At 72.0% G+C, this 25,722-nt stretch carries 24 protein-coding genes; 7 read left to right on the top strand and 17 right to left on the bottom strand.

Features of this window, described 5'->3' with window-relative positions:
• Positions 1–8: 8 nt before the first annotated feature.
• The 17 genes from FOJ82_RS05575 to FOJ82_RS05495 all read right to left on the bottom strand — a co-directional run bounded on the left by FOJ82_RS05575 (position 9) and on the right by FOJ82_RS05495 (position 17,658).
• The gene (locus FOJ82_RS05575; RefSeq protein ID WP_143937486.1) at positions 9–1,496 is read right to left on the bottom strand and encodes a GerMN domain-containing protein; all 1,488 of its coding nucleotides are present in this window, start codon (positions 1,494–1,496) and stop codon (positions 9–11) included.
• Between the two features lie 13 nt (positions 1,497–1,509).
• Positions 1,510–2,409 carry a c-type cytochrome biogenesis protein CcsB gene (gene ccsB / locus FOJ82_RS05570; protein ID WP_425472481.1) on the bottom strand — a complete coding sequence of 300 codons (900 nt, stop codon included), beginning with the start codon at positions 2,407–2,409 and terminating at the stop codon, positions 1,510–1,512.
• Positions 2,406–4,037 (bottom strand): cytochrome c biogenesis protein ResB, encoded by a 1,632-nt coding sequence (gene resB / locus FOJ82_RS05565; RefSeq protein WP_425472480.1) that lies wholly within the window; start codon positions 4,035–4,037, stop codon positions 2,406–2,408. The genes ccsB and resB overlap by 4 nt, the downstream gene beginning before the upstream one ends.
• Positions 4,007–4,759: a cytochrome c biogenesis CcdA family protein gene (locus FOJ82_RS05560; RefSeq protein ID WP_143937484.1), complete on the bottom strand. Its 753-nt coding sequence runs from the start codon at positions 4,757–4,759 to the stop codon at positions 4,007–4,009. Before FOJ82_RS05560 ends, resB begins: the two co-directional genes overlap by 31 nt.
• A complete protein-coding gene (locus tag FOJ82_RS05555; protein WP_143937483.1) occupies positions 4,756–5,319 on the bottom strand; it encodes a TlpA family protein disulfide reductase in 564 nt (187 codons plus the stop codon). Before FOJ82_RS05555 ends, FOJ82_RS05560 begins: the two co-directional genes overlap by 4 nt.
• Positions 5,316–5,945: a histidine phosphatase family protein gene (locus tag FOJ82_RS05550; RefSeq protein ID WP_143937970.1), complete on the bottom strand. Its 630-nt coding sequence runs from the start codon at positions 5,943–5,945 to the stop codon at positions 5,316–5,318. Before FOJ82_RS05550 ends, FOJ82_RS05555 begins: the two co-directional genes overlap by 4 nt.
• Before the next feature lie 62 nt (positions 5,946–6,007).
• Entirely contained in the window at positions 6,008–7,609 is a 1,602-nt protein-coding gene (locus FOJ82_RS05545; protein ID WP_143937482.1) for a uroporphyrinogen-III synthase, read from the bottom strand.
• Positions 7,610–7,624: 15 nt separating this feature from the next.
• Entirely contained in the window at positions 7,625–7,918 is a 294-nt protein-coding gene (locus FOJ82_RS05540) for a glutaredoxin family protein (RefSeq protein ID WP_143937481.1), read from the bottom strand.
• Between the two features lie 8 nt (positions 7,919–7,926).
• The gene (locus FOJ82_RS05535; protein ID WP_002550589.1) at positions 7,927–8,028 is read right to left on the bottom strand and encodes a 30S ribosomal protein bS22; all 102 of its coding nucleotides are present in this window, start codon (positions 8,026–8,028) and stop codon (positions 7,927–7,929) included.
• A gap of 146 nt (positions 8,029–8,174) precedes the next feature.
• Positions 8,175–8,972, bottom strand: coding sequence for a pyrroline-5-carboxylate reductase (gene proC, locus FOJ82_RS05530; protein ID WP_143937480.1), 798 nt, complete (start codon positions 8,970–8,972; stop codon positions 8,175–8,177).
• A complete protein-coding gene (locus FOJ82_RS05525) occupies positions 8,969–9,988 on the bottom strand; it encodes an aspartate-semialdehyde dehydrogenase (protein ID WP_143937479.1) in 1,020 nt (339 codons plus the stop codon). Before FOJ82_RS05525 ends, proC begins: the two co-directional genes overlap by 4 nt.
• A 52-nt stretch (positions 9,989–10,040) precedes the next feature.
• Positions 10,041–11,591: an FAD-dependent oxidoreductase gene (locus FOJ82_RS05520; RefSeq protein WP_221933046.1), complete on the bottom strand. Its 1,551-nt coding sequence runs from the start codon at positions 11,589–11,591 to the stop codon at positions 10,041–10,043.
• Entirely contained in the window at positions 11,588–13,702 is a 2,115-nt protein-coding gene (locus FOJ82_RS05515) for a molybdopterin oxidoreductase family protein (protein WP_281279928.1), read from the bottom strand. Before FOJ82_RS05515 ends, FOJ82_RS05520 begins: the two co-directional genes overlap by 4 nt.
• Entirely contained in the window at positions 13,695–15,053 is a 1,359-nt protein-coding gene (locus tag FOJ82_RS05510; protein WP_143937478.1) for an MFS transporter, read from the bottom strand. Before FOJ82_RS05510 ends, FOJ82_RS05515 begins: the two co-directional genes overlap by 8 nt.
• 118 nt (positions 15,054–15,171) lie before the next feature.
• Entirely contained in the window at positions 15,172–15,966 is a 795-nt protein-coding gene (locus tag FOJ82_RS05505; RefSeq protein WP_246099774.1) for a CPBP family intramembrane glutamic endopeptidase, read from the bottom strand.
• Positions 15,963–16,853, bottom strand: coding sequence for a proline dehydrogenase family protein (locus FOJ82_RS05500; protein ID WP_143937477.1), 891 nt, complete (start codon positions 16,851–16,853; stop codon positions 15,963–15,965). Before FOJ82_RS05500 ends, FOJ82_RS05505 begins: the two co-directional genes overlap by 4 nt.
• Before the next feature lies 1 nt (position 16,854).
• Positions 16,855–17,658: a sugar phosphate isomerase/epimerase family protein gene (locus FOJ82_RS05495; protein WP_246099773.1), complete on the bottom strand. Its 804-nt coding sequence runs from the start codon at positions 17,656–17,658 to the stop codon at positions 16,855–16,857.
• 187 nt (positions 17,659–17,845) lie between these two features.
• Between FOJ82_RS05495 and nirB the strand changes: the two genes are divergently transcribed.
• The 7 genes from nirB (at position 17,846) to FOJ82_RS05460 (ending at position 25,720) form a co-directional block, all read left to right on the top strand.
• On the top strand, positions 17,846–20,524 hold the full coding sequence (gene nirB / locus FOJ82_RS05490; RefSeq protein WP_246099772.1) for a nitrite reductase large subunit NirB: 2,679 nt from the start codon (positions 17,846–17,848) through the stop codon (positions 20,522–20,524).
• Complete coding sequence (gene nirD / locus FOJ82_RS05485; RefSeq protein WP_143937475.1) at positions 20,521–20,916, top strand: nitrite reductase small subunit NirD; 396 nt, start codon at positions 20,521–20,523, stop codon at positions 20,914–20,916. Before nirB ends, nirD begins: the two co-directional genes overlap by 4 nt.
• Complete coding sequence (locus FOJ82_RS05480; RefSeq protein ID WP_221933045.1) at positions 20,913–21,680, top strand: sirohydrochlorin chelatase; 768 nt, start codon at positions 20,913–20,915, stop codon at positions 21,678–21,680. The genes nirD and FOJ82_RS05480 overlap by 4 nt, the downstream gene beginning before the upstream one ends.
• Positions 21,681–21,748: 68 nt before the next feature.
• On the top strand, positions 21,749–22,387 hold the full coding sequence (locus FOJ82_RS05475; protein ID WP_143937474.1) for a VOC family protein: 639 nt from the start codon (positions 21,749–21,751) through the stop codon (positions 22,385–22,387).
• Positions 22,388–22,454: 67 nt separating this feature from the next.
• Positions 22,455–23,855 (top strand): DNA repair protein RadA, encoded by a 1,401-nt coding sequence (gene radA / locus FOJ82_RS05470; protein ID WP_143937473.1) that lies wholly within the window; start codon positions 22,455–22,457, stop codon positions 23,853–23,855.
• Complete coding sequence (gene disA / locus FOJ82_RS05465; protein ID WP_143937472.1) at positions 23,855–24,919, top strand: DNA integrity scanning diadenylate cyclase DisA; 1,065 nt, start codon at positions 23,855–23,857, stop codon at positions 24,917–24,919. Before radA ends, disA begins: the two co-directional genes overlap by 1 nt.
• A gap of 36 nt (positions 24,920–24,955) precedes the next feature.
• Entirely contained in the window at positions 24,956–25,720 is a 765-nt protein-coding gene (locus tag FOJ82_RS05460; RefSeq protein WP_143937471.1) for an ABC transporter ATP-binding protein, read from the top strand.
• The last annotated feature ends 2 nt before the right edge of the window (positions 25,721–25,722 follow it).

The raw sequence follows: 25,722 nt of genomic DNA, 5'->3' as shown, positions 1-25,722 counted from the left end.
GCGCGGACTCACCTGACGGTGATCGACTTGGTCTCCTGGTAGCCGCGCTCCACACCGCCGTCCTCGGGGGCGATGGTCGTGGTCGCCGTGATGATGAAGGCGCCAGCCTCGAGGGGCACCACGACCGACCAGTCCCGCCAGCCGTCGGACGAGGCAGTCGTGGTGGTCTGCGCGGACACGCTGGCCATCACGGTGCCGTCCTCGGCGGTGATGGTGACCAGCGGCGACTCGGCGCCCGGCTTCACGGTGCCGGCTATCACCACCTGCCCGGGGGGGAGGGTGGCGCCGTTCTTCGGCGAGGACAACCACAGCGCCGGCATCGGGCTCAGGCCCGTGCGCCCGAAGCCCTCCTCCGGCTGGGCGAGCACCTCCGGTGGCGGTCCGCCATCGGAGAGGAACATGACCCGCAGGTCGGGGTTCCCGCTGAGCTCGCTGGCCGTGTAGAGCATCTGGTTCACGGCACTGCGGGCCTGGGCGCTGCTCTCGATGCCGTCGAAGGCCGCCTCCGTGAGGTCGACGGTGAGCACGTCACCGGTCACCTCGGCGCTGAGCAGCGAGCCCGGGCCCCAGGCGGAACCGTAGTCCGGGTCCAGTGGCGCGAGCGACAGCGTTGCCTCCAGCGCGGCCGAGATCAGGTGGCGGCCCGAGGGCAGGTCGCGAAGCTCGCGGAAGAGCTGCCCGTCGGCACGGCCCACGTAGAACACGGGGACGGACCGGACGACGGCCGGCAGGGACCTGGACGCCGTGGCCGACGGTGACGGGGAGGCGCTGACCGTCGGACCGACCGACGGCGGGGTCGGCGGCGGGCCCGGCTGTCCGGCGGCGGTCACGGTGGCGAGCCACACTCCCAGCAGCAGCGAAGCCGCGGCCAGTGGCGCCACCAGCCACGGGGAGACGCCGCGCTGGGAGGAGTCACCGAGCGTGAGCAGCTCGGCCGCGAGGGTGTCCGTTCCCGAGGGTTGGACGGATCTGGCGGAGGCCCGCAGCGCCGCGGTGACCTCCTGCGACAGGGACTCTATGACGCCGGGCATGGATCCCTGGGTGGGGTCGCCCACCACGAGCCGGAGCCGGTCGAGCGCCTCCTCGAGGCGGGTGTTGGTGGAACGGATGGTCATCCGCAGGATGCCGGCGAGTTCAGGGCCGAAGGTGGACAGGTAGTGGCTGATGATCAGCACCTCCCCGTCGCGGACGGGCAGCGCCCGGATCCCGGCGAGGATCTCCTGCTGGCGGCCGTCCTCGACGTCGGGCAGGTTGAGCGAGCCGTGGGAACCACGGGCGCTGCGGGACTGGTGCACCACCTGCTCCTGCAGGTACTCCAGGCGCTCGACCGGGTCGACGACGCTGTTGACGCGGCGGCCGAGCGAGAGCAGCGCCGTGCGCATGATGTGCCCCGAGGCCGCCTCGGCCCCGAGCAGCACCGCGAGCCGGTGGAGGCTCGTTCCATGCTCCTCGTAGAGGTCTACGAGGAGCTCGATCTCGGCATCCGGTGCGGCCATGGGTGTCCCGCGGTCAGATCCCTGCGTAGGAGTGGAAGCCGCTGAACAGCAGGTTCACGCCGATGAAGTTGAACCAGAACGACACCACTCCGACGAGGGCGATCCAGGCGGCCGGCCGGCCCTTCCAGCCCGCGGTGGCGCGCGCGTGCAGGTAGGCGGCGTAGATGACCCAGGTCACGAAGGACCAGGTCTCCTTGGGGTCCCAGTTCCAGAACCGACCCCACGCGTACTGGGCCCAGATGGCGCCGGCGGCGATGGTGAAGGTCCACAGCGGGAACGCGAAGGCGTGCAGGCGGTAGGAGAACAGGTCCAGCCGCCTCGCCTCGGGCAGGCGGGCCAGGTAGCCGCGCGCGGGCGCCCCGGATGCCTCGGCACGGTCCTTGAGCAGGTAGAGGATGGCTGCCACCGCCGCGACGTTGAACGCCGCGCCAGCGATGGCCGCGGCCACGATGTGGACGATGAACCACACCGAGTGCAGCGCGGGAACCAGCGGTGCGACGTCGACGTAGAACACGGTGACGGCCAGGCCCAGTCCCACGGTCCCCAGCAGGGTCACCCCGAGTCCCAGCCAGCGGGCGCCCAGCTTCCAGACCGCCAGCAGGTACACGATGACCGCGAACGCGAGCGAGGAGGTGATGAACTCGTACATGTTGCCCCACGGGGCCCGGTCCGCCGCGACGCCGCGCAGCACCACTGCCACGACGTGCACGATCAGGGTGACGGCGGTGAGGGCGATGGCAAGGCGTCCGAAGAGGTCCACCCGCAGGCGCGGGGCGTCCTCGCTGCCGTCGGCAGGACGCGCCCCGGCCAGTCCGCGGGCGGCGGACCACTCGAGGCTGTGCAGCGAGAACGCGACGAGGTACCCGACGGTGGCGATCACCATCGCCGTGTCCGAGGTTCCGGACAGTGTCACTTCAGCTCCTCCTCCTGCAGGCTTGCGGCACTCAGGCCGCCGCCCCATTCTGCCTGCTCAGTCGTGGGCTGGGTAATCGGTCCTCCGAGTACCGCCTCGGCGAGGCCCGTGACCTCGTCGTCGAGACCGCTCGCGGCGTCCGTCCGGTCGAGGCCCGCGACGGCGGCCCGGTCCCCGGTGATCCGCACGAACAGGCGCCTAGGCCGCACGAACAGGCTGACGCACAGCCCGGCGACGGCGACGGCGAGGCTCACCAGCGTCAGGGCGTTGCCGGGGGTGATGCTGACCTGCAGTTTCACCCAGCGCGACCAGCCCTCGAAGGTGATGCTCCCGAGCCCGTCGGGCAGTTCCATGCCCGACCCCGGCACGAGCCGCATGCGCAGCACCTCGCCGTTGTCGCCCTCGATGGGCGCCAGCCCAGCGGTGTCCAGCACGTAGATGCTCTCCGGGACGCCGTCCTCGACGGCCGGGTCGCCGGACCAGGCGTTCATGAAGACCTCGGGGTTGAGGGCGTCGGGGAACACCGAGTGCGGGCCCGTCTCGTCCAGCACCGCGGTGGGGAAGAAGAAGGCCTCGAAGGCGAGCCGCTGCGGGCGGGCGTCGGGCACCTTGACGACTCCGATCGAGGAGAAGTTGCCGTCCTGGGGCAGGAACACCACCGGGCCGGCGAACGCGACGTCGCCGTTGCCGTCGGTGACCGTGATGTGAGCGGCGTAGCCGTGGCCCATCACGTTGACCTGCTCCCCCGTCGGCAGGGTCAGCGGGTGGTTCACCTGGATCAGCTGGTCCCAGGTCTCGCCGTCGTGGTGGACGGTCATCTGGGTGTCGAAGCGGCGGGCCGCGCCCCGCTGGACGTCGCCGGTCTCGAACTCGGCCACGAACGAGTTCACGTCGACGGTGAACGGCGTCAGGTGGTCGGTGTCAACGAGGCCGCCCGCGCTGAACTCGTCGTACTGCGTGATGGAGTTGCTGAAGGAGTTGCCCTCGACGACGACGGCGCTGCCGTGGAACCCGAGCAGGCTGGACCAGGCCAGCCCCACGAGCAGCACGACGAGCCCGCTGTGGAACACCAGGTTTCCGGCCTCGCGCGAGTAGCCGCGCTCGGCGCTGACGCCGTCGGCGGTCACGAGGGTGCGGTACCGCTTGGCGCGCAGCCAGCTGTCGGCACGGGCGATGGCCGCGGGGGCGTCGTCGACGGTGCCACTGCGGTGCTCCGCGAGCCGCTCGGGCCGCGCGGGCAGCCTCGGCGGCGGCTTGGCGACGTTGCGGGCGTACACGCCGATCCGCGGCAGGATGCAGCCGATCAGCGAGATGAACAGCAGCAGGTACAGCGCCGAGAACCACGGCGAGGTGTAGACACTGAACATCCCCAGCGGCTCCAGGACGGCGGCCAGCTCGGGGTTGTCGTTCTTGTACAACTGCACCTCGACCGGCGAGATGTTGTACTGCGGGAACATCGAGCCCGGCACCGAGCCGAGCGCCACGAGGAACAGCAGTGCCAGGGCCGTGCGCATGCTGGTCAGCTGCGTCCAGCACCAGCGCAGGAACTCGCGGGTGGACATCGCCCTGGTCTCCGTGGCGGGCCGGTCCTCCCGGCTCACAGGATCGTCCCGAACGACGCCGCCCACTGGCGCAGGTGGCCCAGGACGTAGGTCCACAGCCCCGACACCATCGCCAGGCCGACGGCAACCAGCAGACTGCCACCGACGACGGTGAGGGTGCGCTGGTTTCGCTTCAGCCAGGCGAAGTGCCCGGACAGCTTGGTGAAGGCCAGCGCGAACGCGATGAACGGCAGCCCCAGTCCGAGTGCGTACACGAAGGCCAGCAGGCCGCCCCGCGCCGCGGAGCCCTCCGTGAGGGCGAGGGTGAGCACCACCGACAGAGCGGGTCCGATGCAGGGCGTCCAGCCCAGACCGAACGCCATGCCGAGCAGCGGCGAGGCCGCCACCCCCATCCTCGGGGCCTTCGGCTTCCACTGGGCGGGCATCGGGAGCCAGCCGATGAACCCCAGGCCCAGCAGGATGATCAGCGCCCCGGCGACGGCGGTGATGATGCGCTCGTTGACGAGCAGGAACGTGCCCAGACCGCCCAGCACCGCACCGGTCACGACGAAAATGGCGGCGAAACCGAGGACGAATCCGAGGGTGCCGAGGAACAGCAGCCGCCGGTTGCCGGTGCCCTCGGAGATCTCGGAGGCACCCAGGCCCGAGGCGTAGGAGAGGTACCCCGGCAGCAGCGGCAGCACGCACGGCGAGGCGAAGGACACCAGGCCCGCCAGCAGGGCGACCGGGACCGCCAGCAGCAGTGAGGAGGACAGGGCTCCGCTGACCCAGGACTCGAGCAGGATCACGCGGCACCCCGCACGTCGTCGATCACGCCGGCGAGGGTCGCGGCCGTCACCTCACCCAGGATCCGTGCGGCCACCCGACCGCTCTCGTCGATGACCAGCGTGCTGGGGATGGCCTTGGGTGGCAGCTGGCCGAACTCCAGCAGCAGCGCGCCGTCCGGGTCGTAGATGTTCGGGTAGGGCACCTCGAAGGCGCGGACGAAGGCCCGCGCCGGGGCGGGGTCGAGGTCACGGGTGTTGATGCCGATGAACTGCACCTCCGGGTACTGGGAGGCCACCTCCACGAGCGCGGGGGCCTCCTTGCGGCAGGGCGCGCACCAGGACCCCCAGACGTTGAGGAGCAGCATCTGGCCGGCGTGGTCGGCGGTGCTGAGCTGTTCGCCGTCGAGGGTCTCGCCCGTGAGCTCGGGGGCCGGCCGACGCTCGTCGCCGGGGATGATGAGGACCGAGCCGTCGCCCGTGGTGAAGCCGATGCTGTCGTCGTCGACGCCGGTGCCGCCACCCTCGGTGCAGGCGGCAAGCGGCACCACCGCGAGGGCTGCGAGGAAGGACCGACGCCTCATGTGCCCACCCGGAACCTGCGGCCGTGCTTGGGTGGGAGGAGGTGCGCGACGGGCTCGCGGTAGTCGACGCCGGTGACGCGGTCACCCCGCAGCGTGAACGAGGTGACCGAGGTGAGCATGCACCTGCGACGGCCGGGGTGGTGCGCCAGGCGGTGGCCCTGGGCTTCGCGGCGCGCGATCTCGATGGGCAGCTGGTGGCTGACCACCAGGGCCTGTCCCCCGTGGCCGGCGGCCGCCGCGGCATCGATGATGGCGGCGCGCATCCTGGCGGCGATGTCCACGTAGGCCTCGCCCCAGCTGGGCCGCAGCGGGTTCAGGACGTGGCGGAGCATGCGGGGGTCCCGCAACGCCCTGTTGTCCTTGCCGAAGACCATGCCCTCGAACTGGTTCTCCGCCTCGATCACGCGTTCGTCGGTGACGACGTCGAGGTGGGGGAACAGGGCCGCAGTTGGCTCGAGGGTCTCCCGGGCTCGCTGCAGCGGCGAGCAGCGCAGGTGGGTGAGCGGCACGTCGGCCCAGAACTGTGACATCTCTTGGGCCATCCTGCGCCCCAGCTCGGACAGCCCGAACCCGGGGATGCGGCCGTACAGGACGCCGTCGGGATTCTCCACCTGTCCGTGCCTCATAACGTGCACGACGCGTGCCTCGTCGGCCACGGTCCACCTCCTGTTGAGCTACCGCCGCCAGACTACTCGGTCGGCGAGGTGGCCTTCCGGCGTCGCCGGCGGCGTTCGGAGGGCTTCCTGACGGGGAGGCCCTTGGCGACCTGGTCCGCGGTGCGGGCGCGCGCGAACCGCGCGAGGCCCTCGGCAACGGACTCGAAAGTGGGGGTGGTGGCGACGACGTCCACCTTCAGGCCGTGCAGTTCGCAGGCCTGCGCGGTGGCCGGCCCGATGGCCGCAACCACCATGGCGGCGTGGGGCTTGCCGGCGATCCCGATCATGTTGCGGACAGCCGTGGCGGAGGTGAACACGACGGCGTCGAACGTGCCGGTCTTGATGGCCTCCCGGGTCTCGGGGGGCGGCGGCAGCGCGCGCACGGTGCGGTAGGCGGTGACCTCCTCAACCTCCCAGCCGAGGGGGACGAGTCCGTCGATGAGGGGCTGGACGTTCACGTCGGCGCTGGGCACCAGGACGCGGTCCAGGGGGTCGATCAGGTCGTCGTAGGCGGGGAACTCCAGGGCGAGGCCGGAGACCGTGTTGTCCCCCATCGGAGTCAGGTCGGCGCGCAGGCCGAAGCGTTCGAGGCTCTCGACGGTGCCGCGGCCCACCGCGGCCAGGCTGAGGCCGGACAGGGCCCGGGAGTCGAGCCCGTACTCGGCCAGCCGCTCCATGATCGCCCCGACTGCGTGGGGCGAGGTCAGCACGAGCCAGAGGTAGCGGCCGTCGACGATGCCGCGGACGGCCTTCTCCATGGCCTGCTCCGTGCGGGGCGGCTCGATGGCGATGGTGGGGACCACCTCGGTTGCTGCACCGTAGCCGGTGAGGTGCCCGGTGAGCTCGTCGACCTCGTCCTTGGTGCGGGGGATGACGACGCGCCAGTCGAACAGCGGCTTGGACGCGAACCAGTCGAGCCGCTCGCGCTCGCGCTCGGCGATGCCGGGGCCGACGACGAGGTAGCACTCCCCCCGGACGTCGGCCTTGCCCGACTGGACTTCCTTCCAGGTGTGCAGGCGGGCCTTCTGGGAGTTGGTGCCGAGCTCTGTCAGCACCAGCACGTCGGACCTGGCGCCGAAGCGCTCGGCACCCTGGGCGGCGATCGCCGCCAGGTGCTCGTCGTTGGTCCACACGATGGTGGTGGGCGCGGTGGGCCAGTCCTCGGACCGCGCCCCGCGGGAGGCGTCCAGCGACGCGAAGGCAGACGTGGGGGTGATCGCGCCGTAGGTGAGCACGGAGACCCAGCGGCTGACACCGGGCACCACGAGGGTGCGCACCCCGTGCTTGGCCAGCACGGCGTGGAAGGTGACGTCGCGGAAGCGGCTCTCGTAGAAGTCGCCGGCGGACAGGCGCACGACGTGGCGCCCGGCGTCGACGGCGGTGATCAGCTGCGCGGCCTCGTCGTCCTCGACGCAGACCACCTCGGCCCGCGTCCGGATGCCTGAGTTGGCGAGCGCCTCGGCGGCCGTGGGCGCGTCGACCACCACGAGGTCGGCCTGGCTGATGGCGCGCTCCCCCGCGATGGGAACGAGACTGATGTCGGCGGCGCCGGCTCCGACGAACGTGACGGAACCGGGACCGGTCGCTGCATCCACGGGTTCACGATCGTTGTCGTCGAACTCGAACTCGCTCACAGATGTCTCCTGCTCTCAGCGCGGGCCGGATGCGGACGGTAACCAGTCCACAGGCATGGGGTCGGGAACTCCGGTTGCCAGTGCCTGTTTGAGTCTGTCAGGTTCGACGAACCAACGCCCGTGCAACTCGCCGTCGACGAATGTTACCGGTACATGATCCGTCCAGTGCGCGCGCAGGTTCGCGTCGGTGTCGACGTCTACCAGGCGCCAACTGGCCCCAACTTCCTCGCAGACGGCCGCGACCGCCGATTCAGCCTCCTCGCAGAGGTGGCAACCGGTTCGGGTCAGCAGCAGGACCCGCGAGGGCACTGGCAAGGTTACTTGCCGGCGCGTCGACGCTGGATGCGCGTCTTCTTCAGCAGCTTGCGGTGCTTCTTCTTGGCCATCCGCTTGCGGCGCTTCTTGATGACAGAGCCCATGTTTGCCTTTCGGTTTCCGGGACGGGTCCCGGACTGGGGTGGGTTCGGAGCCGCCGGAGGATTCTGGCGGACTCCCAATGGTAACCCGCGGCCGTGGCCGGAACCAATTCGCCGATGGCTCCGGTGGGCACGGCCCGGGCGGTGGTTCAGCCGTCCGAGGCCATCTGCGCACCGCGCTCGACGCACGCCTCCACGGCCGCGAGGAGGGCGGCGCGGACGCCGTGGTCGTCGAGCGTGCGGAGCGCGGCGGCGGTGGTGCCCCCGGGCGAGGTGACCCGCTCGCGCAGCAGCGTGGCGCTGTCTCCGGACTCGTCGAGCATGGCCGCGGCCCCCACGAAGGTCTGGTTGACCAGCGCGGTGGCCTCGGGGCGGGTGAGCCCCTGGTGCACGCCGGCCTCGACCATCGCCTCCGCTACGTAGAACAGGTAGGCGGGTCCCGAGCCGGACAGCCCGGTGAGCGCGTCGATGTGGTCCTCGTCGATGACGACGGTGCGGCCCACGGCGTCGAGCAGCCCGACCACCATGAGCTGCTGGTCCTGGCTGGTGCCGGGGCCGGCCACCACCCCGGACATGCCCTTGCCGAGCAGCGCGGGGGTGTTGGGCATCACCCGGAACACGGGCTGGCCCTCGGGCAGGGCGTCGACCAGCTTGGCGAGCGGGACACCGGCCGCGATGGAGACGACGACGGTGCCGGGGCGCAGCGCGCCGTCCAGCGCCTTCGCCACGCCCAGGATCTGGTGCGGCTTCACGGCGAGCACCACGACGTCGGCCTCGGCCGCCTCGTTGAGGTCCGCCCCGCGCACCCCGAACTCGGCCACCAGCTCGTTGACTCGGGGGGTGTAGGAGTCCACCACCACGACGTCGGCGGGGTCCTGCCCGCCGGCGACCCAGCCGCTCAGCAGGGCTCCGCCCATGGCTCCGGCACCGACGAGCACGATCCTCATCGGACGAGCAGTTCCGCGATCTGCATGGCGTTGAGCGCCGCACCCTTGCGCAGGTTGTCGTTGCTGACGAACAGCACCAGACCACGGCCGTCGGCGCGCGACTGGTCCCGCCGGATCCGGCCCACGATGCTGGCGTCGCCGCCGGCGGCCTTCAGCGGGGTGGGGACCGCATCGAGGACGACGCCCTGTGCCGCGGCGAGCACCTCGGTGGCCTCCTCGGGGGTGATGTCGCGGTCGAACTCGGCGTGGATGCTGAGGCTGTGCCCGGTGAACACCGGCACGCGCACGCAGGTCCCGGCCACGCGCAGTTCCGGCAGGTGCAGGATGCGGCGGGACTCGTTGCGGAGCTTCTTCTCCTCGTCGGTCTCGTTCAGGCCGTCGTCGACGAGGTTGCCCGCGAGGGCGACGACGTTGTAGGCGATCGGCTCGACGTAGGGGCCGAGGTCGGCAGGCCGGAACAGCGAGCCGTCGTGGGTGAGGCGCTCTGCCTGCTCGATCTCGCCGAGCTGGGTCGCGAGCGTCTGCACGCCGGCCAGGCCGGAGCCAGACACCGCCTGGAAGGTTGTGACCTGCATGGCGGCGAGGCCGGCGGCGTCGTGCAGCGCCTTCATGACGGGCATGGCCGCCATGGTGGTGCAGTTCGGGTTGGCGATGATGCCGATCTCCGCGCGGTCGACGTCGCCCGGGTTCACCTCGGAGACGATCAGCGGGACGCGTTCGTCCATGCGCCAGGCCGAGGAATTGTCGACGACGGTGGCACCGGCCTCGGCCACGCGGGGCGCGATCGCCTTGGAGGTGCTGCCACCCGCGGAGAACAGGGCGACGTCGAGCCCGGAGAAGTCCGCTGTGGCGGCATCCTCGACGGTGATCTCCTCACCCTTCCAGGGCAGGGTCCTGCCCGCGGACCTCGCCGAGGCGAAGTACCGGATCTGCTCCACGGGATAGTTCCGCTCGACCAACAGGGATCGCATGACGGCGCCGACCTGGCCCGTCGCTCCAAAGACTCCAACACGCATGGGAGGAGTCTACGACGGATCGGTCGCTGCGCCGGACGGCTGCCCACGCGCATCAGTGGGCCACGGCACCGTCGCGGTCCAGCAGCTGCTGCAGCACCGGCCGGCAGCCGCCGCAGCCGGTGCCGGCACGGGTGGCTGCCCCGATCTCGGCGACGCTGCGGCAGCCGTCCTCGATGGCCGCGGTGACGTCTTCCGCAGGCACCCCGGCGCACCTGCACAGCGTCGCCGTCGGCGAGGGCGAGCCAGGATCCACCGCGTCCGGACCGTCCAGGCGCAGGAGCACGCTCAGGTCCGCGGGGACCTCGGCCCCGTCGCCGTAGCGGAGCCCGAGTTCGGCGGCCGTGCGGGGCAGGCCGAGCGCGATGAAACCGACGAGGCGGTCGTCGCGCAGCACCAGCTTGGCGAGGCTGCCTGCGGCGGCATCGGCCCACAGCGCAACGCTGCGGCCGCACGGCGACTCCCACGGCTCCCCGTCGATCTCCCCGGCGGCCGCGAACTCCACGCTGTGCGCCTTGAGCCGGATGACGTCGGACTCGATGCTCGGCAGGGGCTCCATCGGCTCGGGGTCGGAGTCGAGTTCCCGCCGGATCCGGGCGGCGAGCCACTGCGCCTGCTGCCAGCCCGGCCCGATCAGTCCGGCGGGGCCGCGTCCCCTGCGCGGCGGGCACACCGTGCACGTGGGGTCCGCGCACAGCACCTCGGCGCAGTCGCCGATGGCGAAGACCCGCCCCTCGGTGTCCGCCTCCAGGTCGTGGTTCACGAGGATCCCGCGGTCCACCCGCAGCCCCGCCCCGGCTGCCACGCCGGTCCTCGGGGTGGTGCCGCAGGCGAGGATCAGCAGGTCCCCGGCGAGCAGCTGTCCGTCGGCCAGGCGCAGCCCGGCGAAGTCCCCGCCCTCGTGCAGCACCACCTCCCTGGCGATCGCGTCGGCGACCACGTGCACACCGGCGCGGGCCAGGACCGCCTCCAGCATCGCCCCCGCCGCCCGGTCCGCGGAGCGCGTCAGCAGCCAGGGCCGGTGGTGGACGACGGTGACGTCGCAGCCCTGCTCGTGGGCCGCCAGCGCCAGTTCCAGCCCCAGCACCCCGCCGCCGAGCACGACGACGCGGCCCCTGCGCGCCACCACCGCCCGCAACTGGTCACCGTCGGCCGGCGTGCGCAGCACCGTCACCCCTCGGGGGAGGTGCGCCACGGCCGCCGGGTCGGGGTTGATGCCGCGCAGCACGGGCACGTTCGCCCTCGCGCCGACGGCCAGCACCAGCGCGTCGTAGCCGACCTCCTCCACCGGTGAGCCCGGCGCCAGGTGCGCGACGCGCGCGGACCGGTCGACCCAGGTCACGGGTGCGCCCAGGATGAGCTCCACACCGGCGCCCCGCCAGGCCGGTTCGTCCACGAGTTCCAGCGCCTCGTGGTCGGTGCGGCCGACGGCGTACTCCCCGACCAGCACCCGGTTGTACCCGGGGCGCGCCTCGGCGCCGACGACGGTGACCCGCAGCCTGCCGGCGGCCACCTCGGGCAGCAGCTCGTCGACCAGGCGCACGGCAACCGGCCCGAAGCCGACCACCAGCAGCCGGTCGCCCACGTCCAGCGCGTGCCGCATCATGCGCTCCCCCCGGCGACGGGCCGACGGAGCGTGACGGCGGTGGCCTTGAAGTCAGGCATGCCGGAGACCGGGTCCGTGCGCGCCTCGACGAGCAGGTTGGCCGTCGCCTCGCCGCCGAAGTGCATGGGCAGGAACACGGTGTCCGGGCGGACGGCCGTGGACAGTTCGGCCCGCACCAGGGCGCTGCCCACCGCGCTGGTGACCTCGACGACGTCGCCGTCGGCGATGCTCCGCGCGGCCGCGGTCGCCGGGTGGACCTGCAGGCGGGCCTCGGGCCGGGCGGCGGCCAGCGACCCGACGCGACGCGTCTGCGTGCCGGACTGGTAGTGCTCGAGCCAGCGCCCGGTGGTCAGCACCAGGCCGCCCGCGGGGCCGGGTCCGGGGGCCGGGCGACGGGTCGGGCCGCCCACGGGCACCAGCCGGGCCCTGCCGTCGGGGTGGGCGAAGCGCTCCAGGAACAGGCGCGGGCTGCCCTCGGGCGCGGAGGGCCGGCACGGCCAGTGCAGGGCCTCGCCCGCGTCCAGCCGGTCCCACGTGATGGCCGAGTAGTCCGCTCGGCCGCCGGCCGAGGCGGCGGCGAGTTCGACGAACACCTCCCTGGGGTCGTCGGTGAATCCCTCCACCCCGAGCCTGCGGGCCAGTTCTGCGATGATCTCCAGTTCACCCACCAACCCCGGCGGTGGGGCGACGGCCCTGCGTCGCCGCAGCACGCGCCCCTCGAGGTTGGTCATGGTGCCCTCCTCCTCCGCCCACTGCCGCACCGGCAGCACCAGGTCGGCGTGGGCCGCGGTCTCGGAGAAGAAGAAGTCGCTGACCACGAGGAAGTCCAGGCGCTCCAGTCCCGCGGCGACGGCGGCGACGTCGGGCGCGCTGACCACGATGTTGGAGCCGTTGACCCAGAGGCACCGCACCCCTCCCGGCCGGCCGAGGGACGCGAGCAGTTCGACGGCCGGCAGCCCAGGACCCGGAATGGTCTCCGGCGCCACGCCCCAGACCGCGGCCACCGCCGCCCGGTCGGCCGGGTCGGAGATGCTGCGGTACCCGGGGAGCTGGTCCGCCTTGAGCCCGTGCTCCCTGGCACCCTGGCCGTTGCCCTGCCCCGTGAGGGTCCCGTAGCCGGAGCGCTCGCCGCCCGGCAGGCCGAGCAGCAGCGCGAGGTTGATCGCGGCCGTCGCCGTGTCGGTGCCGTCGGCGTGCTGCTCCACGCCGCGGCCGGTCAGGACGTAGGTGCCGCGCGGGTCCGAGGCCAGCCGTCGCGCCACCTCCCGGATCCGGTGGGCGGGGACGCCGGTGACGGCCTCGACCCGCTCCGGCCACCACTGGTTGAGCGCGGGTCGCAGCTGCGCGAGGCCGGTGGTACGCGCCGCCAGGTACTCGTGGTCGGCCAGCCCTTCGGCGAGGACCACGTGCGCCAGGCCCTGCAGCAGCGCCAGGTCGGTGCCGGGCAGTGGCTGCAGGTGCGTGCCCTGGCCATCGGCCGTCAGGTCGGCCGTCGCGGAGCGGCGCGGGTCCACCACCAACAGGCCGCCCGCCGCCCGAGCCTCCGCGAGGTGCTGGACGAACGGGGGCATCGTGTCGGCCACGTTGGACCCGAGCAGCAGCACGGTGTGGGCGTCGTCGAGGTCGGTGACGGGGAACGGCAGACCGCGGTCCACCCCGAAGGAGCGGTTGCCCGCCGCCGCGGCCGACGACATGCAGAACCGTCCGTTGTAGTCGACCCGCGAGGAGCCCAGCCCCAGCCGCACGAACTTGCCAAGCGCATAGGCCTTCTCGTTGGTCAGCGAGGCGCCGCCGAACACCCCGACGGCGTCCGCGCCGTGGGTGGCCCGGGCGGCGCGGAGCTCGCGCACCCACCTTGTCAGGGCGACGTCCCAACCGACCGGCTCGAACGTCCCGTCCTCGGTGCGCAGCAGCGGGGTTCCCAGGCGGTCGGGCCGGTCCAGCAGTTCGGCTGCGGTCCAGCCCTTGCGGCACAGGCCACCCCGGTTGGTGGGGAACTCGCGCCCCTCGACGCGCACGCCGTCGGGGGTGGTCGTGAGGGTCATCGCGCACTGCAGCGCGCAGTACGGGCAGTGGGTGGCGGTGGCTTCCCGCGCGGTGGTCTCAGACACGCTGCGCAGCCATCGCGCCGTCGCGCCTGAGGTAGACGGCCCAGCACAGGACCATCGCGGCAAGGTAGTAGCCGACGAAGCCGAGGAAAGCCGGCTCGTAGCCGCCGGTGGTCTGCTTGGCGGCCGAGAGCACCTGGGGGATGATGAAGCCGCCGTAGCCGCCGACGGCCGAGACCAGCCCCAGCGCCGGTGCCGCCAGGTGCGCCCGGCCTCGCAGCCCGTAGACGGTCGGGATCATTTTGTAGGTCGCCCCGTTGCCGAGCCCCGAGGCGACGAACAGCAGCAGGAACAGGCCCAGGAACAGCCAGAAGTTGCGCAGCGGCAGGGTCCACACCACGCACAGGGCCAGCGCGGACATGGCCGCGAACGCCCCGACTGTCATCCGTGCGCCGCCGAGGCGGTCGGCGAGCCGGCCGCCCCACGGCCGGGCCAGCGAACCGACGAGCGGCCCGAGGAAGGACAGCGAGAGGGAGGCCGCGCCGAGGGCGAACGTGGAGTACTGCGGGTAAGTGTCGGCGATCAGCTTCGGGAACACGGCGGAGAAGCCGATGAAGGAGCCGAAGGTGCCCACGTAGAGCAGCGCCAGGATCCAGAAGTGCGGTTGGCGGACGGCGGCGAGGGACCCGGCCACGTCGCTGCGCGCGTCGGAGAGGTTGTCCATCCGCCACCAGGCGCCCAGTGCCGCCAGGAGGACCAGCGGCACCCAGACCCAGCCGGCCATCGGGAGTCGCAGCGCCCCGGCCGCCCCGACGGAGATCACCAGCGGCACGGCGAGCTGCGCGACGGCGGCGCCGAGGTTGCCGCCGGCGGCGTTGAGGCCGAGCGCCCAGCCCTTCTCACGGGCCGGGAAGAAGAACGAGATGTTGGCCATCGAGGAGGCGAAGTTGCCGCCACCGAAGCCTGCCGTGGCGGCCACCAGCAGCAGCACCCAGAACGGGGTGTCCGGGTTGGACACGGCCAGCCCGAGCCCCACGGCCGGGAGCAGCAGGAGCAGTCCGGAGACCACGGTCCAGTTGCGGCCGCCGAAGCGGCCCACCATGAACGTGTACGGGATCCGCAGCGTCGCCCCCACCAGGGAGGGCAGGGAGATCAGCCAGAAGCTCTGCGACACGCTCAGCTCGAACCCTGCCGCGGGCAGGAACACCACGGTGATGGCCCACAGCTGCCACACGACGAATCCGAGGAACTCGGTGAGGATCGACCACCACAGGTTCCGGCGCGCGATGGCCCGGCCACCTGCCTCCCACTGGGCCCGGTCCTCGGGGTCGTAGCCCTGCAGCCAACGGCCACGACCGCGGGTCGGGACGGTACCCGAGGCGGTCCCGAGGACGTCCTCCTGGATCAGCGTCATGTCTTCTCCTGTCGTCGCGAAGGTGCCATTCACAACGTAGGAAGCAGGTGTTACGCGGATCCGCCGTCTCGTGACAGCGATGTAAAACAACCCTCACGGGCCCGGGCTGTGGGTCCCCCTAGAGCCAGGCGAGGTGGGGCGCCAGCAGGGCGTAGCCGACGAAGGCGAACACGTCGAGCAGGGTGTGGCAGACCACCAGCGGCATCACCCGCTTCGTCCTCAGGTAGATCAACCCGAACAGGACACCCATGACGGCATTCCCGATGAAGCCGCCGAAGCCCTGGTAGAGGTGGTAGCCGCCGCGAACCAGCGCGCTGCCGACCAGTACGGCGACGATTCCGCCGCCGCTCTGGCGCCAGCGCGTGAACAGGTAGCCGAGCATCACCACCTCCTCGAGGATGCCGTTCATGACCGCGCGCAGCAGCAGGATAGGCACCGTCCACCACGCCGCGGCGAGGTTGGCCGGGGCGACGTTGGTATTGATGCCCAGCTCGCGTGAGACGAGATAGAACGCCAGCCCGGCGACGCCGATCCCGGCGAAGGTGGCGAACCCGACGGCGAGGTCGCGCCCCGGCTTGGCGAGGTCGAATCCCATCGAGCCGAACGGGCCGCCCTCTGGCCGGTGGACTGCCCACAACAGGTAGAGCACGAGGACCGCGGGCATCAGCGGGAACACGGTGCCGGCCACCTGGTAGGCGAGGTCCAGCCAGGGCCGGTCGGGCGTGGTCGAGCTGTTGATGGTGGTGGTCTGCTGGTTCAGCGGCACCTCGTAGGTGAGGCGGTTGATGATGCGCAGCACCGAGTACACGGCGGACTGGCCCAGCGAGATCCCCAGCACCACCAGGATCTCGATCCGCAGCATGCGACTCGTCCCCGACGGCGTGGTGGCCGTCTCCATCTCCCCGGCCGTCATCGCTTGTCGAGGATGGCCCGGGCGTAGTTCCACAGGGTCCGCGGCCGCGCGGCGATCCGGCCGGCGAGGTACTCGTACCAGGCCGGGCCGAACGGGATGTAGGTGCGGCAGCGCATGCCGATGTCCACGAGGCGCCGCTGCTCCAGCGGCCGCACGCCCATCAGCATCTGGAACTCGAAGTCCTCCGTGGTCCGGTCGGCCCGGTGCGCGAGTTCCTGCGCGATGTGGATGACGCGCGGGTCATGGCTGGCCAGGAGGGTGTGCGCGCCCGCCTCGACGAGGATGCGCAGGCAGCGCACCAGGGCGAGGGACTTCTCGTGCTCGGAGCGGATGGCCACCGACCTCGGCTCCGGGTAGGTGCCGATGCAGATACGGACGCGGGCGCCGTCGCGGCCCAGGTCGCGGGCGTCGCGCTCGGCCCGGCGCAGGTCCACCGGCAGGGTGATGCCGAGGCTGGGGTGGTGTCCGACGACGCCCCGGTAGAGGGCCAGGGTCTGCGTGTACTCCGGGTGGCCCTGCATCTCGAGGGTGACGCTGGCGCCGGCGTCGTCGGCCGCGGCGCAGAGGTCGACGAGGGTGCCCCGGGCCAGGTCCACGGACTCCCGCAGGCCGATGCTGGAGGGCCGCACCGACAGTTCCGCGCCGATTGCACCCTCACCCAGGGCGTCGAGCAGCCGACCCAACTCGACGGGGGTGTCGCCGCACTCACTGCCCAGGTGGGTGAAGCTGACCGACAGGCCCTTGCGCCTGAGGTCGGCGGCGGTGGCGACGGCGTCGTCGACGTGCTCGCCCGCGAAGTAGGCCAGCGCCAGGTCGCGCACGGCCGTCTCCTGGGCGATCCTGTTGAGCCGCTCCGAACGGATGGCACGCTGGACGAGACGCTGCATCCTACGCATCGGCCGGGGCTCCCTTCGACAGGACCTTGCGGCACGTCTCCAACATCTGGGCGAGCAGCACCTCGCGTTCGTGGCGGCTGCGGGCGCGGCGCGTGGAGACCTCCAGGCAGATGTGGCCGTCCCAGCCCGCCTTGCCGAGTTCGGCGAGCACGTCCCACGCGTCCTGGTCCCCCTCGCCCGGCAGCAGGTGCTCGTCCTTGAAGGAGCCGCGGCCGTCGGTGAGGTGGACGTGGCGCAGCCTGTCGCCCCAGCTGTGGACGAGCTGCATCGACTGCATCCGCGCCGTCGAGGCGTGGCTCAGGTCGAGGGTGAGGTGGTCGTAGTCGAGGTCCGTGGGGTCCCAGTGCGGCACGTAGGCCTGGAAACTGCCGCCGGGCGTGCGCCACGGGTACATGTTCTCCACGGCGAAGGTCACGTCGTCGTAGTCCGCGTTGAGGCGGCGGATGCCCTCGACGAACCCGGCCCCGTACTCACGCTGCCAGCGGAACGGCGGGTGTACCACGACGGTGTCGGCGCCGAGTTGGCGACAGGCCTCGCCGGAGCGCTCCAGCTTCTCCCACGGGTCGCTCCCCCACACGTTCTGGGTGACCAGCAGCACGGGCGCGTGCACGGAGTGGACCTGGACGCCGTGGTAGTCGGCGAGCTTGGACACGGCCTCGACGTCGGCGGCCAGCGGGTCGATGCCCACCATCAGCTCGATGCCGTCGTAGCCGAGCCGGCCGGCGAGCTCGAAGGCACTTGCCGTCGACTCCGGGTACACCGACGTTGTCGACAGGAGCACTTTCGACGTGGACACGTAGCAAACCCTACACGCGCACCGCGGGCGGCGGAGCGGTACCCGAACCGGGGCAGCGGCCGGGTGTGAGCAGTCCGTTACGCGGGAGCAATGAACCGTTACCGGCGGGCAACAGGTGGGACACGGCCCGGAAACGGCTCGCCCATAGCGTGTTTGACACCTTGTCAGCCCAGCCAGGAGGTCACCCGTGACCGGAACACCCCCGCAGCCGCACCCCTCCCACCTCGTCGTGGTGGGCGGCGGCATGGTGGCCGCGCGCCTCGTCGAGGCGCTCCGTGCGAGGGACACCGCCGGCACCTGGCGGATCTCGGTGTTCGCCGAGGAGTCGCGCCGCCCCTACGACAGGGTGGCGCTGACCAGCTACTTCACGGCGCGCGACCCCGACGAGCTCGCGCTGGGCGACCCCGCGCTGTGGGAGGACCCGCTGGTTGAGTTCCACAGCCGCTGCGCGATCACCGCCATCGACCGGGGCGCCCGCAACGTCACGGACCGGCTGGGACGGGTGCACGCCTACGACCAACTGGTGCTGGCCACCGGCTCCAGCGCGGCGATGCCCCCGATCCCCGGCAACGACACCCCCGGGGTGTTCGTGTACCGCACCATCGACGACGTCGCGGCCCTGCGCGGCTGGGTGGAGAAGATCCGGCGCCCGGAGGCGTGGGAGGGCGACTGGGAGCGGCCAGTGCGCGGCGCCGTCATCGGCGGCGGCCTGCTCGGCCTCGAGGCCGCCGGTGCCCTGAAGGCCCTCGGCGCACACGCCACCGTCCTCCAGCAGGGCACCCACCTGATGAACGCGCAGCTCGACCTGGGCGGCGGCGAGGCACTCGGGCGACTGATCAGGGCGATGGGGATCGCGGTGCGCTGCAACGCGAGCACCCGCGCCGTGCGGCCGTCCCGCCGCACCGGCAACGTCGGGCACCTCGACCTGGGCGGCGCCGGGCGCCTGGACGCCGACGTCGTCGTCGTCGCCACCGGCATCACGCCCCGCGACGAGCTTGCCCGGGCGGCGGGTCTACCCGTCGGCGAACGGGGCGGCGTCGTCGTCGACGAGACCTGCCGCACCCCCGACGAGCACGTCTGGGCGATCGGTGAGGTGGCCTGCGTGAACGGTCGCTGCGTGGGCCTGGTGGCCCCCGGATACGCGATGGCCGAGGTGGTGGCCGACCGGCTGCTGGGCGGCGAGGCGACCTTCCCTGGCGCGGACACCGCCACGAAGCTGAAGCTGCAGGGCGTGGACGTCGCAAGTTTCGGCGACGCGCATGCCGAGACCCCGGGATCCGTGGAGCTGGTCCACTCCGACCCGCTGGCCGGCGTCTACAAGAAACTCGTCGTCTCCGACGACGCCCGCACGCTGCTGGGCGGCGTCTTCGTCGGCGATGCCTCCCTGTACCCGGCCCTGCGCCCGCTGCTGGGCACCGAGCTGGCCGGGGACCCCGGCCTCCTCCTCGCGCCCGCCGGCGCCGCGGATGCGCCCGACCTGGAGCTGCCCGACGACGCCACCGTCTGCTCGTGCAACAACGTGACGGCGGGCACCATCCGCGGCGCCGTCACCGAGCAGGGCTGCACCGACCTCGCCGGGGTGAAGGCGTGCACCCGTGCCGGCACCAGCTGCGGGTCCTGCCTGCCGCTCGTGAAGAAACTCACCACCACGGAGCTGGAGCGGGCGGGCGTGGCGGTCTCGAACGCCCTGTGCGAGCACTTCGACCTGTCCCGCGCGCAACTGTTCGACGTCGTCCGCGTCGCAGGCCTCACCACCTTCAGCGAGATCATCGCCCGTTTCGGGCTGGTCCCGGAGGGGGCCGCCGACGCCGGGCGCGGTTGCGACATCTGCCGGCCGACCATCGCCTCCGTCCTCGCCTCCCTGCACGGTGGGCACGTCCTCGAGGGCGAGCAGGCGGCACTGCAGGACACCAACGACCACGCGCTGGCCAACCTCCAGAAGGACGGCACCTACTCCGTCGTCCCGCGCATCCCCGGGGGCGAGATCACCCCCGAAGGGCTCCTCGTCATCGGGCAGGTGGCCAAGGACTTCGGGCTGTACACGAAGATCACCGGCGGCCAGCGCATCGACATGTTCGGGGCCCGCCTCGAGCAGCTGCCCCACATCTGGCGACGCCTCGTGGACGCCGGTTTCGAGTCCGGCCACGCCTACGGCAAGTCGCTGCGCACGGTGAAGTCCTGCGTCGGTTCCACCTGGTGCCGCTTCGGCGTCCAGGACTCGGTTGGCATGGCTATCGAGCTGGAACTGCGCTATCGCGGGCTGCGCTCCCCGCACAAGATCAAGCTCGGCGTCTCCGGCTGCGCCCGGGAGTGCGCCGAGGCCCGCAGCAAGGACGTCGGCGTCATCGCCACCGACAAGGGCTGGAACGTCTACGTCGGGGGCAACGGCGGCTTCACCCCCCGCCACGCCACGCTGCTGGCCGAGGACCTCGACGACGCGACCCTGCTGCGCACCATCGACAGGTTCCTCATGTACTACATCCGCACCGCGGAGCGGCTGCAGCGCACCGCGGCCTGGGTCGAGGAGTACGAGGGTGGTTTGGAGGCGATCCGCGCCGTGGTGCTGGAGGACTCGCTGGGGATCGGGGCGGACCTCGACGCCGCGATGGACAGGCACGTCGCGGGCTACGCCGACGAGTGGCGCGGGGTCCTGGAGGACCCGCAGAAGCTGCGCTGGTTCAACTCCTTCGTCAACTCCCCCACCACCGCCGACCCCGAGCTCGCCCACGTCAGCGAGCGCGGCCAGCTCCGGCCGGCCACGGCCGCAGAGCACAGCCGAGCCGTCGAGGCCACCCGCGCCGCCGGTGGCGCCGTCCCCGCCGGACCCGTCCTGATCGCCGGCACGCAACTGGAGGTCCGCCGATGACCCTGCTGACCGCCAACACCACCACTGACACCTGGCAGGGCGTGTGCCAACTGCAGGACCTGCTCCCCGAGCGAGGGGCGGCCGCGATCGTCGACGGCGTGCAGGTGGCACTGTTCCGCCTCGCCGACGGCACGGTCCGGGCGGTGCAGCAGCGCGACCCGTTCTCCGGCGCCAACGTGATCAGCCGCGGCATCGTCGGCAGCCGGGCCGGCAGGCCCACCGTCACCAGCCCGATGTACAAGCAGGTCTTCGACCTGGTCGACGGCACCTGCCTCGACGACGGCGGCCGCAGCCCCGTCGCCGGCCAGGCCGCGGACCTGGCCACCTGGCCCGTGAGCGTTCGCGACGGCGCGGTCGGCATCGCCCTGACCCCGGGCCCGGTGCGCGGGTGAGCACCCGGGCCTGGCCGGCCGCCGTGCCGGCAGCCCCGGCGCTGGTGGGCTGCTCGCACGGCACCAGCGATCCGGTGGGACGCCGCGTGGTCCGCGCGCTGCTCGACGACGTCCGCGCGGCACGCCCCGACCTCGAGGTGCTGGAGGCCTTCGTGGACGTGCAGCGGCCGAGCGTGGCCGACGTCGTCGCCGACGTGGTGGCCGACGGCCCCGACGAGGCGGGCGAGGCGGTCGTCGTCCCGCTGCTGCTGTCGACCGGGTACCACGTCGGGGTCGACATCGCGCGTGCGGTCGAGCAGCGCGGCGCTGCTGGGCGCTCGTGCGCCGCGGCCGCCCTGGGGCCCGATCCGCGGCTGGTGGACATCCTGGTGGACCGGCTCGCGGAGGTCGGCACCCGCGGCTTCGACACGGTCGTGCTCGCCGCCGCGGGATCGAGCAGTCCCGGTGCCGCCCGGGACGTGGAGGAGGTGGCGGCTGCGCTGCGCCGCCGTCGGCCGGGCCCGGTGCACGTGGGCTTCGGGGCGATCGCCAGGCCGACGGTGGCCGAGGCGGTGGAACTCGCCCGCGGCTCCAGCCGACGGGTCCCGCACCCCGTCGGCAGCCGCGCGCGCATCGTCGTGGCCTCCTACCTGCTGGCGCCCGGCCACTTCCACGACAAACTGCTGCGCTCCGGGGCGGACGCGGTCACGGCGCCCCTGGCACCGGACCCCAGACTGGCCCGGGTGGTGCTCGACCGCTACTTCGAGGCGTGTGGCCGCCGGTGACCGCCGGGGCACCGTCGACGGCACGGCTCGATTGGGACTTGTGGGGCTCGTGGGGGCACAATGGCGGCATGCATGTGGACCACTTGATCTTCGCAGTTGGGCCCGCCGGTCTCAGAGCTGACGCCGAGCGCCTCGCAGCTGAGCTGGGCACGGAATTCAAGGATGGAGGCTTCCATCCTCGGTTCGGCACCCGCAACCACATCATCCCACTGGCTGATGCGCGCTACATCGAGGTGGTGGAGGTTCTCGAGCACCCCGCCGCGGAGAAGGCCCCCTTCGGGCAGGCCGTGCGCGCCCGCTCCGAGATGGGCGGCGGCTGGCTCGGATGGGTGGTCAGCGTCGATGACCTCTCCCCCTACGAGGCCCGCCTCGAGCGCTCGTCGGTGCCGGGCTCGCGCCACTTCCCCGACGGCCGCAAGCTGGAGTGGCAGCAGATCGGCATCAAGGGCCTGATCGCTGATCCGCAGCTGCCCTACTTCCTGAAGTGGGTCTCTGACGAGACCCTGCGCCCCAGCGCTCTCCCGGCGGAGGTGGACCTGCGCGCCATCGAGATCTCCGGTTCCTCGGAGCGGCTCTCCGACTGGCTCAACACCCCGGTGGAGAACGAGCTCGACGGCATCCAGCTCAAGCTCGTGGCCCCCAACGGCGCCCCCGGCATCAACCGGGTGAAGTTCAACTCCCCCACCAAGGGCGAAGTCATCATCTGAGCCGGGTCCACCACTGGGGGACCGGGGCATGGCCGCCGCTGTCGGTGGGGCCACGTAGAGTCTCAGCGTGGCGAAACAACAGGACTCCTACCAGTGCACCGAGTGCGGCTGGACCACCGTGCGCTGGGTCGGACGCTGCGGTGAGTGCCAGACGTGGGGCAGCGTCGTCGAGCGCGGTGCACCCAAGCTGAAGCAGGTGGCCTCGTCGGCCCCCGCCGCGGCCGCCGTGCCGATCTCCGAGGTGAACACGGACCTGGCCCGCCGCAGGCTCACCACCATCGCGGAGCTGGACCGCGTGCTGGGCGAGGGCCTCGTCCCCGGTGCGGTGGTGCTGCTGGCCGGTGAGCCCGGCGTCGGCAAGTCGACGCTGCTGCTGGACGTGGCCGCGAAGTGGGCGGCCTCCGGGGAGCGCACCCTCTACATCTCCGGCGAGGAGTCCGCGTCCCAGGTGAAGCTGCGCGCCACCCGCACCGGCGCGCTCCACGACGAGCTCTACCTGGCCGCCGAGACGGACCTCGGCACCGTGCTCGGGCACGTGGAGCAGGTCCGCCCCACCCTGCTGGTGGTGGACTCGGTCCAGACCATCGCGACGGCGCAGGCCGAGGGCGCCCCCGGCGGCACCACGCAGGTCCGCGAGGTGACCGGTGCGCTGGCACGCGTCGCCAAGCGCGAGGACATGTCCGTGCTGATCGTGGGCCACGTCACCAAGGACGGCTCCATCGCCGGTCCCCGCACGCTCGAGCACCTGGTGGACGTCGTGCTCACGTTCGAAGGTGACCGCCACTCCGGCTTCCGGATGGTGCGCGCCACCAAGAACCGTTTCGGCCCCGCCGACGAGGTGGGCTGCTTCGAGATGAACGAGACCGGCATCGTCGAGGTGCCGGACCCGTCGGGGCTGTTCACCACCTCCCACAGCGAACCGGTCCCCGGCACCTGCGTCACGGTGACCATGGAGGGCCGTCGTCCGCTGCTGGCGGAGGTGCAGGCGCTGGTGGCACCGTCGCCCGAGCGGGGCTCGCCCAAGCGCACCACCCACGGACTGGACTCCTCCCGGATGGCGATGGTGCTGGCCGTGCTGGAACGCAAGGCCGGGTTGCCGCTGTCACAGAAGGACGTCTACGTCTCCACGGTGGGTGGCGCGCGCATCTCGGAGCCGTCGGTGGACCTCGCCGTGGCCATCGCCGTCGCCTCGGCCGCGCTGGACACGCAGTTCCCCAAGCGCCTGCTCGCCCTCGGCGAGGTGGGGTTGGCCGGTGACCTGCGCCGGGTGCCCGGAGTGGAGCGCAGGCTGGCGGAGGCCGCGCGGCTCGGCTTCGAGTTGGCGCTCGTGCCGATGGGCTCGCGGGACGTCACCGTGAAGGTGCCGCGACTCGCCGGGCTGCGCGTGGTTGAGGTTAGCAGCCTCGCCGAGGCGCTGGGGGTCCTAGACTTGCGCAGAAGCCAGCGTCGGACACACGAACAGGAGTGATGTTGTCACGGCCGAAACTACGGCAGTACCAGCGCCTGATGGCGCCGGGCACGCCCCTGCGCGCAGGACTGGACCGCATCCTGCACGGCCGCACGGGCGCCCTCGTCGTGCTCGGCAACAACTCCAAGGTGCAGCAGGTCTCCAGCGGCGGCTTCCAGCTGAACGTCGAGTTCACCCCGCAGGCGCTGCGCGAGCTGGCGAAGCTGGACGGCGCCATCATCCTCTCCACGGACCTGACCCGCATCGTCGCCGCGGGCGTCCACCTCGTTCCGGCCGGTGACCTGCCCACCGCCGAGACGGGCACCCGACACCGTTCCGCGGACCGGACCGCACAGGTGACCGGACTGCCGGTGGTCACCGTGTCGGCCTCGATGTCGACGATCTCGCTGTTCATCAACAGCCACCGCCACGTCATCGAGACCACGGGACAGATGACGAGCCGGGCCAACCAGACGCTGGCCACGCTGGCCCGCGTCGTCACCCGTCTGGACGCGGTACTGGAGCAGCTCAACGCGCTGGAGGTGGGCGAGCAGGTCACCATCCGTGACCTCGTGCAGGTGTCGCACCGATACGAGATGGTTCGCCGGCTCTCGCAGGAGATGCAGTTCCACATCGACACCCTCGGGGTCGAGGGCAGACTGACGGCGCTGCAGCACCAGGAGCTGATGGCCAGCTTCGGGGACCTGGCGCAGTTGCTGCGCGAGGACTACGCCCACAACCTGGCCGAGCCCGAGCTGTTCACGCTCGAGCGGCTCGAGAACTTCTCCGCGGACGAACTGCTCAGCCCCTCGCTGGTGGCCGAGCGCCTGGGTTTCGGACCCAACGCCTACCTCGAGACCCCCATCAAGGCAAGGGGCGTCCGGTTGCTCACCGCCGTGGGCAGGCTCCCCGCGAACCTCGTGGACAAGCTGGTGGAGCGCTACCCCCTGCAGGAGCTCTTCGGGGCCTCGGTGGCGGACCTCATGAAGCTCGACGGCGTGGGCACGGCCCGCGCCAGGCTGATCCGCGACGCGCTGCTGCGGGTCACGGAAGCCGCCTACTCCCGCCCAGACCAGGTCACCTGACCGCCGCCCACCGAAGAAGATCCCAGGATGATGTCGATGCAATCCACCTCCCCCGGCCTGACGGCGCACGTACTGGACCTGCACAAGGTCCACCGCAATGACGGTGTGGACACCCTCGCCATCGACCGCATCACCGCCTCCTTCGCGGCCGGCGTCGTCACCGCCGTGCTCGGCCCCTCGGGAGCCGGCAAGTCCACCTTGTGCAACATCCTCGCCGGGCTGGACCAACCGACCAGCGGCGAGGTCACCGTCGGCGGCCACAACCTGGCGATCCTCTCAGACCGCGAGCTGACCCGGCTGCGCCGAACCGACATCGGACTGGTCCTCGAGGGCGCCGACCTCGTCCCCACCCTTTCCACCCGGGAGAACCTGCTGCTCCCGATGTCGCTGGCGGGCGAGCGGCCCGAGAAGTCCTGGTACGAGTCCGTGGTGGCCGCGGCCGGGCTGAAGGACCTCCTCCAGCACCCGCCGGTCTCGCTCACCCCCACCCAGCAGCAGTTGCTGGCCACCGCCCGTGCCCTGCTGGGCCGGCCCTCGCTCCTGCTCGCGGACGAGCCCACCGGCCGCCTGCGCAGCCGCGAAGGTGACGAGGTGATGAACCTGCTCGAGTGGGCCCGGGAGGAGACCTCGCAGGCGATCGTGCTGTTCACCCACGACCCGATCGTCGCCGCCCGGGCGGACCGGGTGCTCGTGCTCACCGACGGCAACATCGTCGCCGACATGCCCTCACCCACCCCCGTGAAGGTCCTGACCAAGCTGGCCGAGCTCGACGCCCGGGCCACCGCCATGGCGCAGGGCTGACC

Source organism: Tessaracoccus rhinocerotis (genome assembly GCF_007197885.1).
GTDB classification, from domain to species: Bacteria; Actinomycetota; Actinomycetes; order Propionibacteriales; family Propionibacteriaceae; genus Arachnia; species Arachnia rhinocerotis.
Note: the sequence above shows the minus strand (reverse complement) of the source record. Positions and strands in the feature narration are given on the sequence as shown.